The sequence below is a fragment of the Pseudomonas sp. KD5 genome, from assembly GCF_012932895.1.
In the GTDB taxonomy this organism is placed as follows: Bacteria; Pseudomonadota; Gammaproteobacteria; order Pseudomonadales; family Pseudomonadaceae; genus Aquipseudomonas.
Genome location: NZ_JDWJ01000010.1, coordinates 1 through 14,142, shown reverse-complemented (window position 1 = coordinate 14,142; position 14,142 = coordinate 1). Strand labels below are relative to the sequence as shown.

The 14,142-nt window shown below is 58.1% G+C and carries 13 protein-coding genes; 5 read left to right on the top strand and 8 right to left on the bottom strand.

Annotation, left to right across the window (positions count from 1 at the left end; all coding sequences use genetic code 11):
- The first annotated feature begins 47 nt into the window (after positions 1 to 47).
- The gene (locus AF70_RS21390; RefSeq protein WP_019582328.1) at positions 48 to 683 is read left to right on the top strand and encodes a LysE family translocator; all 636 of its coding nucleotides are present in this window, start codon (positions 48 to 50) and stop codon (positions 681 to 683) included.
- A 97-nt stretch (positions 684 to 780) separates the two neighbouring features.
- On the opposite strand, the gene AF70_RS21385 is transcribed toward AF70_RS21390, so the two are convergent.
- The 4 genes from AF70_RS21385 to AF70_RS21370 all read right to left on the bottom strand — a co-directional run bounded on the left by AF70_RS21385 (position 781) and on the right by AF70_RS21370 (position 4,446).
- Positions 781 to 1,485 carry a hypothetical protein gene (locus AF70_RS21385; RefSeq protein WP_018930160.1) on the bottom strand — a complete coding sequence of 235 codons (705 nt, stop codon included), beginning with the start codon at positions 1,483 to 1,485 and terminating at the stop codon, positions 781 to 783.
- A gap of 136 nt (positions 1,486 to 1,621) precedes the next feature.
- A complete protein-coding gene (locus AF70_RS21380; protein WP_028939832.1) occupies positions 1,622 to 2,137 on the bottom strand; it encodes a hypothetical protein in 516 nt (171 codons plus the stop codon).
- Positions 2,138 to 2,203: 66 nt separating this feature from the next.
- Complete coding sequence (locus AF70_RS21375; RefSeq protein WP_028939831.1) at positions 2,204 to 3,733, bottom strand: HAMP domain-containing sensor histidine kinase; 1,530 nt, start codon at positions 3,731 to 3,733, stop codon at positions 2,204 to 2,206.
- Complete coding sequence (locus AF70_RS21370) at positions 3,730 to 4,446, bottom strand: response regulator transcription factor (RefSeq protein WP_018930163.1); 717 nt, start codon at positions 4,444 to 4,446, stop codon at positions 3,730 to 3,732. The genes AF70_RS21375 and AF70_RS21370 overlap by 4 nt, the downstream gene beginning before the upstream one ends.
- 152 nt (positions 4,447 to 4,598) lie before the next feature.
- Here AF70_RS21370 and msrB point away from each other — a divergent pair, with 152 nt between their 5' ends.
- The 3 genes from msrB to msrA are packed head-to-tail and all read left to right on the top strand — an operon-like array spanning position 4,599 to position 7,702.
- Complete coding sequence (msrB, locus tag AF70_RS21365; protein ID WP_028939830.1) at positions 4,599 to 5,114, top strand: peptide-methionine (R)-S-oxide reductase MsrB; 516 nt, start codon at positions 4,599 to 4,601, stop codon at positions 5,112 to 5,114.
- A gap of 43 nt (positions 5,115 to 5,157) precedes the next feature.
- Positions 5,158 to 6,966: a cytochrome c biogenesis protein DipZ gene (locus AF70_RS21360; RefSeq protein ID WP_028939829.1), complete on the top strand. Its 1,809-nt coding sequence runs from the start codon at positions 5,158 to 5,160 to the stop codon at positions 6,964 to 6,966.
- Positions 6,967 to 6,994: 28 nt separating this feature from the next.
- A complete protein-coding gene (msrA, locus tag AF70_RS21355; RefSeq protein ID WP_019582324.1) occupies positions 6,995 to 7,702 on the top strand; it encodes a peptide-methionine (S)-S-oxide reductase MsrA in 708 nt (235 codons plus the stop codon).
- A gap of 9 nt (positions 7,703 to 7,711) precedes the next feature.
- On the opposite strand, the gene AF70_RS21350 is transcribed toward msrA, so the two are convergent.
- Both AF70_RS21350 and AF70_RS21345 read right to left on the bottom strand, forming a co-directional pair.
- The gene (locus AF70_RS21350; protein WP_019582323.1) at positions 7,712 to 8,725 is read right to left on the bottom strand and encodes a sensor domain-containing diguanylate cyclase; all 1,014 of its coding nucleotides are present in this window, start codon (positions 8,723 to 8,725) and stop codon (positions 7,712 to 7,714) included.
- A gap of 75 nt (positions 8,726 to 8,800) precedes the next feature.
- Positions 8,801 to 9,706, bottom strand: a complete 906-nt coding sequence (locus tag AF70_RS21345) for a LysR family transcriptional regulator (protein WP_019582322.1) — start codon at positions 9,704 to 9,706, stop codon at positions 8,801 to 8,803.
- Between the two features lie 102 nt (positions 9,707 to 9,808).
- On the opposite strand from AF70_RS21345, the gene AF70_RS21340 reads away from it, so the two are divergent.
- A complete protein-coding gene (locus AF70_RS21340; RefSeq protein ID WP_018930169.1) occupies positions 9,809 to 10,984 on the top strand; it encodes an aspartate aminotransferase family protein in 1,176 nt (391 codons plus the stop codon).
- A 123-nt stretch (positions 10,985 to 11,107) separates the two neighbouring features.
- Here AF70_RS21340 and AF70_RS21335 read toward each other — a convergent pair whose 3' ends face one another.
- Positions 11,108 to 11,635: an adenylate kinase gene (locus tag AF70_RS21335; RefSeq protein ID WP_019582321.1), complete on the bottom strand. Its 528-nt coding sequence runs from the start codon at positions 11,633 to 11,635 to the stop codon at positions 11,108 to 11,110.
- Positions 11,636 to 11,651: 16 nt separating this feature from the next.
- Positions 11,652 to 13,589, bottom strand: a complete 1,938-nt coding sequence (locus AF70_RS21330) for an alkaline phosphatase D family protein (RefSeq protein WP_028939828.1) — start codon at positions 13,587 to 13,589, stop codon at positions 11,652 to 11,654.
- Between the last annotated feature and the right edge of the window lie 553 nt (positions 13,590 to 14,142).

Below are 14,142 nucleotides of genomic sequence, written 5' to 3'. Positions count from 1 at the left end.
CAGGGATGAATGACCATCTCGGGTCAGGATTAGTATCGTGAAGGGAAATGGAATCAGAGGGCAAGGACGTGCAGGATTTTCAGCGATCTCTATTATTTTCAATCGTGTTGTCGATCACCTTTGGGCCGATTGCCTTGATTATATTGAGGCAGTCCATCTTGCATGGACGATTGAGCGCCGTACCAGGTGCGTTCGGAGCAGCCCTGGCGGATGCTCTGTATGCCGCAGTCGCGTTGATGGGGGTAGCGCTGATCAAAACCTTTGTATTGGGCTATCTGGATCTTCTGACAGTTGTCTCAATAGCCTATCTCTTCTATTTGGGTATAAGGATCACTGCGTCCTCTGATTCGACAATGAGCATCACACGCCAATCAGGCTTTTTCTCTGTGTTTGCGTTAACGCTGAGCAATCCGTTGACCATTGTGGCAATCACCTCTTATGTCATCGCTAATCACTCAGACGAAGCGACTGTTAACGTGCCTCTTTCGCTCGCTGGTTTTTTCGTCGGCAGTCTCGCCTGCCAGATGGTGTACGTAATGGGGGGCGATGTTATTGGAAGGGCATTGTCTGGAAGGAAAAGCACTCGCCTATTGAATTGGTCTAGTGGTCTTTGTCTGATCGTTTTCTCTTTATGGAAACTACAAGATTTCATCAGGGCTAAACCGTTTTTGTGGGCGGTTTGAGATGGCGTGCAGCACCTGAGCCGAGTGCCAATCTCGTGCGCGCAGGCAATAAAAATCCCCGCTCGATGGCGGGGATTTTTGTGTGCAGCGTTTAGCGTTACTGCGCGGCGATGCTGTAACCGTCGAACGCGGTCTGCTGCTGCAGCGCGGTGATGATGTTTTTTCGGTTGACCGGTTGTTCGGCCCCGGCATTGTCCAGGAACGTCTCGCTTTCCAGCTCCGCTTCTTCACCTTCGCCGACGAAAGTGAAGCCCAGGAATTCCAGCGCTTCACGGTCAACGTTCAGGCGCGAGCGCGGGGTGCGCAGGGGCAGGGTGACGCTGATGCCGTCCTTGCTGATGGTGAACACTTCGACTTCTTTTTTGGCGCGAGCCGCTTTGCTCTTGCCGCTGCTCGGGTTGCTGATGGCTTGGTGAGTCTGGTTCAGCACTTTCAGCGCCAGGCCATAAACGATTTCCTGGAACGCCGGGTCGTCCTTGAAGCTGGACAGAATGCGGCTGATCGGGAATTTGCTGCTCAGGTCTTCCAGGGCGGCAATATCGGCCGCTTCGGCGTCTTTCAATTGCTTGAGTTCGCCCATCAATTCGTAGGCTTTATCGTCATCGAAGCTGTCGTGAGCCTGGCGAATCGCGGCGCGCAGTTCGCGGATCTGGTCGCTTTCCCGGGTGGATTGAAAAGCGTCCAGAACCATCTCGCTGATGGTCTTGGCCTGAGGCACGTGTTGTGAAAGATTGATGGAGTTTTCGTATTCCGCTTTGGACGACAAGGTGACTACGGATTCAGCGGTATTGGAATCGGACATTGAAATTTCACTACTTCTTTAACTTGGATAGAGGCGAGAAAGCACAGGGCTTTTTCAGGCCGCCTAATCTATTGGACCCACGCTGCGTTGTCACGGATGAACAGGTGGCTGGTCAGTATTTTTGGTGAGAGCGCTTTTAACCGGCTGACATCTGCGGGCGTTTTGCCTGGAGTGTCAGCAGCACCCGATAAAATTTCAGCGCCCGCCCGCTGATCAATCCGCAGACAAAACCCGACGCCGTGGCCTTGAGCAGCACCATCTCAACCGTGACGGCGAACTCCGGATGCACCTCATCCTGATAGCCGAAGTAATAGTTCACGGCAAAAAACAGCAGGTAGAGCACCAGTGTTTTAGCCGTGCCCGGCACGATCAGCCCGGTTTCCGGATCATCCAGCTCAATACCTTTGCGCGCAAATACAACCAGTGCCGCGAGGCTGCCCAGAATGACGGCGGCCAACCAGCAGCCAATCGATATTTGAGGGCTCAGCGTCAGGTTCAGCGAGTACAGCGACCAGCCGAGCAAAAGCGGTGGAGTGACAAGCAACGACGTTTTGCTTTCATGGGTGGGGGATAAGGCTTTGACGCCGTAGTAACAGAGCAGCAGAAAGATCGCATAAACCCATAGCGGGGTGTTTTGCAGGGTGTTGAGCATTACGTAGCGTCCGTGCCGGGAATGAAGAGTCCGGATAATAGCTGCTGCCATGGCCGAGGCTATCGACTATTTCCCCGTCGAATTCATATTCATCGAACGAGTCATCCACTGCTCCGCCGTTTGCTCATCCACCGGCAAGGAGAAGCGAAAAGTCGCGCCGCGTCCCGGCACATCGATCAGCTCGATCTCGCGACCGTGCAATTGCAGGATCCGGTGCACGATCCGCAGCCCCAGCCCGCCATCGCGCCGTGCGCCGCCAATGTTGAATGGCCGCAGGAACAGACCTTCACGCAGTTGGGGGGCGATGCCGGGGCCGGTGTCGCTGACGGTCACTTCGATAAAAGCCCCTTGGGGGCGGAGGCTGAGTTCGATTTTTCCCCCTTGGGGCGTGTGGCGCAGGGCGTTATCGAACAAATTGGTCAGCACCCGCTCGATCAGCCCCAGGTCGGCGCAGGCCACGGCGACGTTGGGGGCGAAGGTGGCCTTGAGTTCAATCTGGCGCGCTTCGGCGCTGAGTTCGAACTTCTGAAAAATGTCCTGCACCAGATCAGTCAGGGAGAAACGCTCCAGCACCGGTTGCACGAAACCGTGTTCCAGCCGCACCAGTTCCAGCAACGATTGCGCCAGGCCGCCGACCTTGCGGCTTTGATCCAGGGCGATTCCCAGATAGCGACGGCGATCGGCGGGGGACAAGGTGGCGTCCTTGAGCGACAGGGTTTCCAGGTAACCGTGCAGCGAAGCCAGCGGCGTGCGCAGGTCGTGGGAGATGTTGGCCACCAGTTCGCGACGCTCCTGATCCTGACGGGTCAGCGAGCGCCATTGTTCACCGAGGCGCGCTTGCATCTGCCGAAAGGCCGCGTCGAGTACAGCTATTTCATCGTGGCTGGCGGCCTTTTCCATGGGCTCCGGCTCCGGCTCAGGTTCCGGCGAAGCGGTTGGAACGCCGTTGATATCGAACTGACTCACTTTCTCGGTCAAGCGACGCAATGGCCGGGTGATCAGGGCAAATGCCGTGAGGCCGGCAATCAGGCACAGCAACGCCACCAGTCCGATGGACAACAACGCGGTATTGAGCGCCGCGCTGGTGGCTCCGCGCTCGGCGAAGCGGTCGTGCGCTTCGCTGAGCAACACCACATACAAATAACCGGCCGGCTGACCGTTGACCCGCAAAGGCGCGGCGCTGAACACCTTGCGACCATCGACGCTGCGCGGATCGTCGCCGAGAATCGGCAATGCCTCGCCCTTGAGCAAGCGCTGGATTGGCACCAGATCGACCTGCTCCCGATGTATTCGGCCTTCAGGCGCGGCGCTGCCGACAATCCGGCCGCCGGTATCCAGCAGATAGACCTCGACACTGGGATTGACCAGCATCAGCTGGCTGAACAGTTCGCGCACGGCATTGGGCATCGGGCCATTGCGGTCCATCAGCACGGTGTCGTGGGCGATGTGTTGCGCCAGATCCCGCGACAAGCCTTGCACCACTTCCAGCTCATGCATCTGGTTGGAGCGTACCTGCATCCATACCGAGGTGCCGCTGCACACCAGCAACAGCACGGCGAACACCAGGGACAGGCGTTGGGTCAGGGTCAACCTCATGGCTGCTCTCCGCTTGCTGCGAATTTGTAGCCACGGCCCCACACCGTGAGGATGCGCGCCGGTTGTGCCGGATCGGCCTCGATCTTGGCCCGCAGGCGGTTGATATGAGTGTTGACTGTGTGTTCATAGCCTTCGTGGCTGTAGCCCCACACCGCATTGAGCAGGTCCATGCGCGAGAAGACTTTGCCAGGCTGACGGACAAAGAAGTACAGCAGGTCGAATTCCCGTGGCGTGAGGTCAAGACGACGGCCGTCGAGGGAGACTTCACGGGTGATCGGGTCGATGGACAGGCCATCGCTGATCAGACTGCCTGCATCCATTTTCAGATTGCGGGCCATGGCGTCGACCCGTCGCAGCAGTGCCTTGACCCGTGCCACCAGCTCGAGCATGGAAAAGGGTTTGGCCAGGTAATCGTCGGCGCCCAGCTCCAGTCCCAGAATCCGATGCACTTCGCTGGAGCGCGCACTGGTGATGATGATCGGTGTGTAGCGGGCCATGGCCCGGGCGCGGCGGCAGATTTCCAGGCCATCGACGCCGGGCAGCATCAGGTCGAGGATCAGTGCGTCCCAGCTTCCTTGCTGCAACAGACGCATGCCCTCGTCGCCGTCGGCGCAGTGCACTACCTCGAACTGCTCATCGCGCAGATGCAGGCAGATAAGGTCGGCGATGTGCAGGTCGTCCTCGACCACCAGGACGCGTTTGGTCTGTTCCATGGAGCTCAATCCTTTGTGACGCAATGAACACATTGTGCGGGTTTTCCTGAGGTTGAGTTATCACGAATTATTTAACTCCTCGTGAGGATTTGGCGATCAACTCAAGCCTAGGCTGTGTTCTATGCAAGGCACCTGGAATTTTGGAGAAGGCCATGTTTTCACGGCGACAGTTTCTGGTAGCGAGCGGCGGGCTGGGGGCTGCAGCCCTGGTGATCGGTGTATTGCCAAAATTTTCCACAAGCATTGCGCTGGTCGATGAAGTCCGCGCGCAGGAGGTTTTCGAGGTGACCCACAGCGACAGCGAATGGCGCGTCCGGCTCAGCGCCGAGCAGTACGAAATACTGCGCGAAGAGGGCACCGAACGGGCCTACAGCAGCCCGCTGAACAACGAGCACCGCAAGGGCGTTTTTGCCTGCGCCGGTTGTGATCTGTCGTTGTTTTCTTCCGACAGCAAGTTCGACAGTCGTACTGGCTGGCCGAGTTTCTGGGCGCCCCTGGACAACGCGGTGGCCACCCGACAGGACCGCTCCTTCGGTGTATTGCGCGAAGAGGTGCACTGTCGTCGTTGCGGCGGTCATCTGGGGCATGTCTTCGAGGATGGGCCAAAGCCCACCGGTCTGCGTTACTGCATGAACGGCCAGGCGCTGACCTTCAAGCCACAGGCGTGATCCATGGGCACTTCCTTTCACTCACTTCATGCAGGTCGACGTTATGTGGCTTCTGGCCCTCGCTTATCTCGGTGGTGTGCTGACGATTGTCAGCCCGTGCATTCTGCCGGTATTGCCCTTTGTCTTCGCTCGCACCGGGCAGCCGTTTATGAAAAGTGGCTTGCCGCTGCTGGCGGGGATGGCACTGACCTTCGCGCTCGTCGCCTCGTTGGCGGCGGTGGGCGGCGGTTGGGTGGTGCAAGTCAATCAGTACGGTCGCTGGCTCGCGTTGCTGTTCGTGGCACTGTTCGGGCTGACGCTGTTGCTGCCGCGGCTGGCCGAACGCCTGACGCGTCCACTGGTGGCGGCCGGCGGTCGGCTGTCGGAAGCCGCGGGCGTAGATTCCCGTCCGCGTCCCGGCGCTTCATTCCTGATCGGCGTCGCCACGGGCCTGCTCTGGGCACCCTGCGCCGGGCCGATTCTGGGTTTACTGCTGACCGGTGCGGCGCTGCAAGGGGCAAGCATCGCGACCACCCTGTTGCTATTGGCTTACGCGGCCGGTGCCGCCACTTCTCTCGCCGCGGCACTGCTGCTGGGCGGTAAAGTCTTCGCCGCAATGAAGCGCTCGATAGGCGCTGGCGAGTGGCTACGTCGTGGCCTGGGCGGCGCGATGCTGGTCGGTGTGGTGGCGATTGCCCTTGGGCTGGATACCGGGATTCTGGCGCGGGTTTCGACGGCGTCCACCGGCGGCATCGAGCAGGTGCTGGTTAACCGATTGGCCAGTAAGACACCGGCCAACAGCGGGACAATGATGGCGCAGATTCCACGGGCCGGCGATCAACCCGCTGGCAGCATGACGGCCGCTGGCGATGCGATGAAAGTGACCGCGAAGGCGCCGAGCGCGCTGCCGATTGAGGGCAGCCTTCCATCCCTGGACGGCGCAGTGCAATGGCTCAACTCGCCCCCACTCACCGCCCAGGCGTTGAAGGGCAAGGTCGTGCTGGTGGATTTCTGGACTTACTCCTGCATCAACTGCCTGCGCACCCTGCCGTATGTGAAGGCCTGGGCCGAGAAGTATCGCGATCAGGGTTTGGTGGTGATCGGTGTCCACGCGCCCGAGTTTGCTTTCGAACGGGATGTGGGCAATGTCACCAAAGCCATGAAGGACCTGGGCATCACCTACCCGGTGGCCATTGATAATGACTACAAGATCTGGCGCGCTTTCAACAACGAATACTGGCCGGCCCATTACTTTGTCGATGCTCAGGGACGCATTCGTTATCACCATTTTGGTGAAGGCAAGTACGCCGAATCCGAGCAAGTGATTCAGCAACTGTTGCGTGAGGCGGGGGCCGCGAAAGTCGCGCAGGGGCTGATCAATGCCAACGCCCAGGGTGTTCAACTCGCCCCGGACATGAATGAAGTGCAATCCCCCGAAACCTATGTCGGCTACCGGCGGATGGAGCATTTCGCCTCTGAAACCAGCCTGGTGCCGGACAAGGCGACTGCCTATAAGCCACCGTCACAACTGGCCCTCAATGACTGGAGCCTCGACGGTCAATGGGCTGTCGGTCCGGAGCGGGCCGTTTCAAACGCTGCGGCCAGTCGTATCGTCTATCGGTTTCACGCTCGCGATTTGCACTTGGTGTTGGGCCCCGGTGCTGACGGCAAACCGGTGCGTTTCAAAGTGTTGATCGACGGCAAGCCCCCAGGTGATGCCCACGGTATCGACGTCGCGCCTGATGGCAGCGGCAGCGTCACCGAGCAGCGGTTGTATCAACTGGTACGCCAGACCTCAGGCGTAAAGGACCGGACGTTCAGCATCGAGTTTCTCGATCAGGGTGTGTCGGCGTATGCGTTTACGTTTGGTTGACAGCCCCCATTCATTCAGGAGACAGCCCATGAAAAACCCATTCAACTGGCGTCGCACAATTCTGGGTTTGGCCGCCGCCACCGTTATCGGTCAGTGCTCTGCGTTCTCGTTCACGGGCGCCGAAGAGGCGGTCATCATCCCGGCGCCGACGCTTGACGAAACCACCCAGGCGCACAGCGAAACGGCGGTTTTTGCCGGCGGTTGCTTCTGGGGCGTCCAAGGCGTGTTTCAGCATGTCAAAGGGGTGAAAAATGCGGTTTCCGGTTATGCCGGTGGCGCAGCCAATACCGCTCAGTACGAGCGGGTCAGCGAGGGGGATACCGGCCATGCGGAGGCTGTCGAAGTGACCTTCGATCCCGCTCAGGTCAGTTACGGAACCCTGTTGCAGATCTATTTTTCGGTGGCTCACAACCCCACCGAACTCAACCGTCAGGGCCCGGACAGAGGCACCCAGTATCGGTCGGCGCTATTCCCGAAAAACACCGAACAGCAACGCGTCGCCCAGGCCTACATCACCCAGCTCGACGCTGCTCATTCATTCAACAAACCGATTGTCACCAAGCTGGAAAGCTACAACGGCTTCTACCCGGCGGAGGAGGAGCATCAGGACTTCCTGACCGAGCACCCGACGTACCCCTACATCGTGATCAATGACCTGCCGAAAGTGGCGCAGTTGAAGCAACTGTATCCGGATCGGTATCAGGAAAAACCAGTATTGGTAAAAGCGGGCATGTAGGCAGGCGGCTCAACCTGAAATCAGATTCTTGCCCGCGATTTTCGACCGATACAGCGCCTGATCGGCCCTGGCCAGCAACCCGGTCTGTTGTTCTTCTTCAAAGCGCTGCACCACGCCAAAACTCATGGTCACTTGATAGTCCCCGACCGGCAGCAGGCTCGCCAGGCCATGACGGATTCTTTCAGCGAGTGACCTGGCGTCGGCCAGCAAGGTATTGGGCAGGATCAGGATGAATTCGTCACCGCCCCAGCGCGCCAACAGATCACCTTTGCGCACGCAGTGCTTTACACTCTCGATCACTTGCACCAACGCTGCATCTCCCAGGGCGTGACCGTAGTGATCGTTGATGTTTTTGAAGTCATCGAGGTCCATGGCGATCAGCGACAGGGGTTCGCGGAAGCGTTGGGCACGGTCGCATTCCTTGGGCAGGGTTTTCTCCAGTCGATAGCGATTGGCGATGCCGGTCAGCACATCGGTTTCTGCCAATTTGCGATTTTCTTCGAGTTGAATCTGTAACTGCTGATTGACCCGGGACAACTCCCGAGTGCGTTCCTTGACGATGGCTTCAAGGGATTGATTACGCCGCTCCATTTCTTCGATCAGGCGTTTCTTGTCTTCGATGCTGCGGTGCGCGCCGATCATTCGCGCCACCGAGCCGTCGGCATTACGTGCCAGTACGTAGCCGCGATCCTCGATCCAGGTGTAAGTGCCATCGCGCATGCGGCAGCGATACTCGGCCTGATAACCGGGAGCGCGCTGATCCAGGTAGTCATCAAACAATGCCATGACCCGCGAATAATCGTCGGGGTGGATCACGTTTTCCCAGGTCAACACATTGTTGTCCAGGGAATGAGGCGTATAGCCGAGCATCTCGTACCACCCGGGGTTGCGATAGACGAACCCGGTGTTGGCGTTCCAGTCCCAGATGCCATCGCTGACCAGTTCCAGAACGGTGTGCAGCATGTCTTCGTTAAAATCTGACAGATCGAACTTCAACGGCTCGATTTTCGATGCATCACCCATCATCGGTCTCCCTGCCGTCCTGATATCAACGTGACTCGTCAGTCGAGGAGATTAATTCATGGCGTATTGCCCCGGCTAGTGTTTGCCCCACCACCGCAGTGCAAAGTCAACGAAGCTGCGCAATTTCGGCAAACGGTAGCGGTCCTGGGCGTACACCAGGTTCATCGGCCGACTTGGCAGTTGGTAATCCTGCATCAAGGCCACCAGTTTTCCGTCCCGAAGGTCTTGCTCCACCAGCGCATCGGGCACCATCACGATGCCCATGCCGGTTCGCGCCGCTTGATGCAGCCCCGCCGAGCTGTTGATCAACATCGGCCCGCTGACCGCCACCATGACTTCGCCTTCGGGCCCCTTCAGGCGCCATTGTTTGGCTACCGAGTGCCAGTCATCTCCGGCCGGGTAGGCGAAGGCCAGACAGTCATGGTGTTGCAGGTCGGCGGGTTTCTCCGGTGTGCCTCGACGCTCCAGATAATCCTTCGATGCGCACAGGGTCATCGTGTAGTCGATGAGCGGGCGAGAAATCATGTTGGACAGTTCGGTCGTGCCCAGACGAATCGCCACGTCGAAACCGTTGTCGAGCAAGTCCAGACGCTGGTTGGTCAAAACGACGTCGAGTTTGACTTGCGGGCAGCGCAGGGTGAACTCGCTCAGGGCCGGTGCGAGCCGTTCGGTGCCGAAGGTCAGCGGTGCGGTGATGCGCAGAGTGCCGCTCGGCTCGTCGAGGGTTTGTTCGGCCAGGCGCTCGGAATCAGCCACCAGCCCCAGCACTTCGAGACACCGCTGATAGTACGCCGTGCCGAATTCCGTCAAACGCTGACGCCGTGTCGTACGGTTGAGCAAGCGCACACCCAGGCGTTGCTCCAGAGCCCGCAGGTGATTACCGACCATGGTCGTGGACATTTCGCACTGCAAAGCGGCGGCGGTCATGCTGCCGGCTTCCACCACTCTTACGTAAACGGTCATTGCCTGGAATAAATCCATTATCAAGCCCAGCTTTAAAATGATTGAAGTATTTCAGTGTTTATCCAGCTCAGGTGGCTAACGATACTGCAAAAACACCGACTATTGATGGAGCTTGATGTCATGACCGCCACCTGCCTGATGAGCACTTACCAACCTTTGGCCCTGAGTTTCAGCAAAGGCCTGGGCACGCGACTGTGGGATCAAGCCGGTCGTGAATACCTGGACGCGGTGGCGGGCGTGGCGGTGACCAATGTCGGTCATTCCCATCCGCGAATCGTGTCGGCCATCAGCGAACAGGCCGGGTTGCTGTTGCACACATCCAACCTGTACAGCATCGACTGGCAACAGCGGCTGGCGCAGAAACTGGTTCGGCTATCGGGCATGGAGCGGGCGTTCTTCAATAACTCCGGTGCCGAAGCCAACGAAACTGCGCTGAAACTTGCGCGGCTTTACGGCTGGCACAAAGGCATCGAACAACCGCTGGTAGTGGTCATGGAGAATGCTTTCCACGGACGGACCCTCGGCACCTTGTCGGCCAGTGACGGCCCGGCGGTGCGCCTGGGGTATAACAAGTTGCCGGGGGACTTCATTAAAGTGCCATTCGGTGACCTCGCTGCCCTGGAAAAGGCGCAGAAAGCCCACGGCCCACGCATTGTGGCGATTCTGATGGAGCCGATTCAGGGCGAAAGTGGTGTGCAAGTGGCGCCGCCCGGTTATCTCAAAGCGGTGCGCGAGCTCTGTGACCGGCGCGCCTGGTTAATGATGCTCGACGAAATCCAGACCGGCATCGGCCGTACCGGCCAGTGGTTTGCGTTCCAGCACGAAGGCATCATCCCGGACGTCATGACCTTGGCCAAAGGCCTGGGTAACGGAGTGCCCATCGGTGCCTGCCTGGCTCGGGGCAGGGCTGCGGATTTGTTCACACCCGGCAGCCACGGCAGTACATTCGGCGGCAATCCGCTGGCGTGTCGGGTGGGTTGCACCGTGCTGGAGATCATCGAGGAACAAGGCCTGCTGGAAAACGCCAGACTTCAGGGCGAACGCCTGCTTGCCAGATTGCGCGTCGAACTGGCCGACGACCCGAACGTCCTGGTGATCCGTGGCCAGGGATTGATGATTGGCATCGAACTGGCCCAACCAATCCGCGACCTGACCTTGATTGCCGCGCGGGATCACGGTTTGCTGATCAACGTGACACGGGGCAAGACCATTCGCCTGCTGCCACCGCTGACGATCGATGAGCGGGAAGTGGAAATGATTGTCAGAGGGGTGGGGCGGGCGGTGAAAGCGGCCTGACACCTTCTGTGTATACACCGCTTCCCTTTGTAGGAGCAGCCTTCGGCAGCTCCTACAAAATCGGTGTCTCCCTCAGTGAAATAAGCCCCCAAGAAAATTGCGGGGGCTATCTTGCGGGGGCTATCAATTGGTTTGCTGCACCGTACTGACGAAAGCGGAGACTTCAGCCCGGTTCATCAGTTGAAGTTTTGAACTGCTAAACCCTTCAAACAAACGCTGATGCGCGGCAAATCCACTGGACCCTTGGCGAGTACGGTAGCTGCCGGCCCAATCGAGTAACGCAATCAGCAACTCTTCCTTCTCGTCCCGCCTCGCTTCTCGCTGGCGAATGTTGTTCACGCAATCTTCGTCCTCCAGACACAGCCAGATCAGCGCAGTGGCCTGCTTCACAAGTTCGCTAACCATCCAGCCGTAAACACCCTCGATAACCCAGCGCTCTTCACTCGCCGCCACCCGCGCCATTCCCAGTGCTTCGTTGCGGGGACGGGCGATGCTGTGTTCATCGGATACCCAGTGAATCAGGTCGAGATCGGTCCAGGGCACTTGCAGATGCTCGGCCATTCGTTTGGCCAGCCAGCTCTTGCCCGAGCCGGAGTTGCCGATGATCAGGGTTCGAGTGAGTTTTAGGGTGGCCGGGTAATGATTGCTCATGGTTATTCATGCAAAGTCAGTCGGCTGTTTCGGACACTTCTGGCGCAATCATTCGCGTCTTCGGCGATCCATCCGCATTGAATTGATAAATATCCTGTGGTTGACCCTTTTCATTGAAGAACACTTGACCAATTCCTGCCGAGTTCCACAGCCGTTCCCCAGCTTCGGCGTGTTCGGGAATGTGCGGAACAATGCGCATGCGTCGGCGTTTGGTCAGCCAGTTAAGGGGCGAGCGGGGCGAGTAGAGCCAACGGTTGAGGCGGTCGAACCATTCGAGCAAGGCGGGTGGGAATTCGTTTTTGATACCGCTGCTGGTGATCTGCCAGATACGCGGGCCGGCCTTGCGGTGTCGGATCAATACTTCATAGACGAAGGAATAATGCACATCACCGGACAGCACCACGTAGTTACCGGGTGTGCGGGAGTGTCGGAAAATGTTCAGGATCACTTGAGCCGCGCCGCGATGAGCCATCCAGTTTTCGGCGTCCACCAGCAGTGGATAACCGCACCAACTGAACACGCGCTGTACGGTTTCGATCAGTTTGACGCCGAAGATCGGCGCCGGTGAAACGATGATCGCCGAAGGATGATCGAGCAATTCCTGTTGCAGCTCACTGAGCGCTTCCCAGTCCAGCAGGCCCGACGGCTGTTTGAGGTTCATCTCGCTGCGCCAGCGCCGGGTGCGGGTGTCGAGCACCACCAGCGCCGGGCGAGTGGGCAGCACGTAATGCCACTGCTGAAAACTCAGCAGTTCATCGATCAATTCGTCCTGGACCTCGCTGTCGAGGTGATGGTCTTGCCCCGTGACGCTCAATAAGCGGGTTTTTTCCAGTACGCTGCCAAACGCATCCGGGTTGTTGCCCCAACCCTGACACAACATATAAGCAAACAGCGCGTTGCCGATGATGCGCTTGGAGAACGGATGGTTGTAGGCCGTTTCCTCCCATTGCGCAGAAAGATTCCAGTCATCGGTAATATCGTGGTCATCGAAAATCATCAGGCATGGCAAATGCGCCATCGCCCGCGCGACGCCACCCAGCCCCGCCTTGAACCCATCTATGCGCGTCTGCTCCAGGGCATAACGCTTGTGTCGTTCGGGCGTCAGTGTCGGTGGTTGCGGCGCGATCAGCGTCCAGGACGTTGGCGACCACACCAGCAGGTACATGGCCATGACTTCGGCGAAGGTCACCAAATGATTGTCGGCGCTGCTGCTGGTGAAAATCGGCTTACGCGCCCCACCGAAAAATCGCTCGCGCAGGGTTTCGTTGCTCTCAAGCGCCGGTAACAAATCCGCACGATGGTAGTAACTGGCCGGATGTTCGTAGAGTTTGGTGCTGTCGCTGACTACTGCGCCGTCGAGGTGTTCGTCGAACAACCCCAGATGTTCGATCAAGGCATGAATTGCACGCAGCATTGGTCCCGCGACATCATCCGCATACACCTGATCACCGCTCATCATTAATAGAGCCGGACGCTTGCTTGCGTCCGGCTCTGACGCGAGCAACCGGTCGACACACAGCAAGCCATCGGCCGCCGGATGGTGAGGTTTACGGCAGGAGCCATGCAGCAACTGATCGATCTGTGAGCGCAACACAAAGTTCGGGCAGCGCGCTTCGCCATATAGTAGGTGAGGTGCCCACTCGGCGGTGCCCGACGGAGCGCCACCCGCCTCGGTGATCAGCAGGTCGTACTCGATCAGCGTGTCGCAGGGCAGGGCGGTGTTCAGTGGTACATCTATTAGATGAATAAAGGCATGAGTGCCGACGGGAATGATCGTGCATTGATCCGCATCGAGGCGGATATCGATGCCTTGCAGGCGCAGCGTCAGCGCCAGCGCACGCGACCCGACCAGCCAGAGCACCAGCCGCGCAGGTTCCAGGCGCCGCAATAACGGGCCGACGAGTACGGGTGGTAGTGATTGATGAGCGTCAGCTAATGGCAAAGACATAGACATAGACATCCCGTTCAAGACTCTTGGCGCAGAGGGGCGCGATCATAGCGCAGCTGGTAAAGAGGGCGGGTTTGTCGACGGGTAATGCAAGCAAAGCCTGGACAGCTTATGAGGCAGAAGTCGGTACTCCGCCTAAGCCGCATGGATTAGGTGAAAATAATTACAACAGGTGGTTGACCACCAAATAAAACACTGTATTATTCGCCTCCCGCTAACGAGGAGTTTGAAACTGAGTTGGCGGCAAGTAGTTGAATTTCATGAAGAAAATTTGAAATTTAGTGCTTGACAGCAACAGAGGCTGCTGTAGAATGCGCGCCTCGGTTGAGACGAAAGATCTTAACCAANCGCTCTTTAACAACTGAATCAAGCAATTCGTGTGGGTGCTTGTGGAGTCAGACTGATAGTCAACAAGATTATCAGCATCACAAGTTACTCCGCGAGAAATCAAAGATGTAACCAACGATTGCTGAGCCAAGTTTAGGGTTTCTTAAAAACCCAAAGATGTTTGAACTGAAGAGTTTGATCATGGCTCAGATTGAACGCTGGCGGCAGGCCT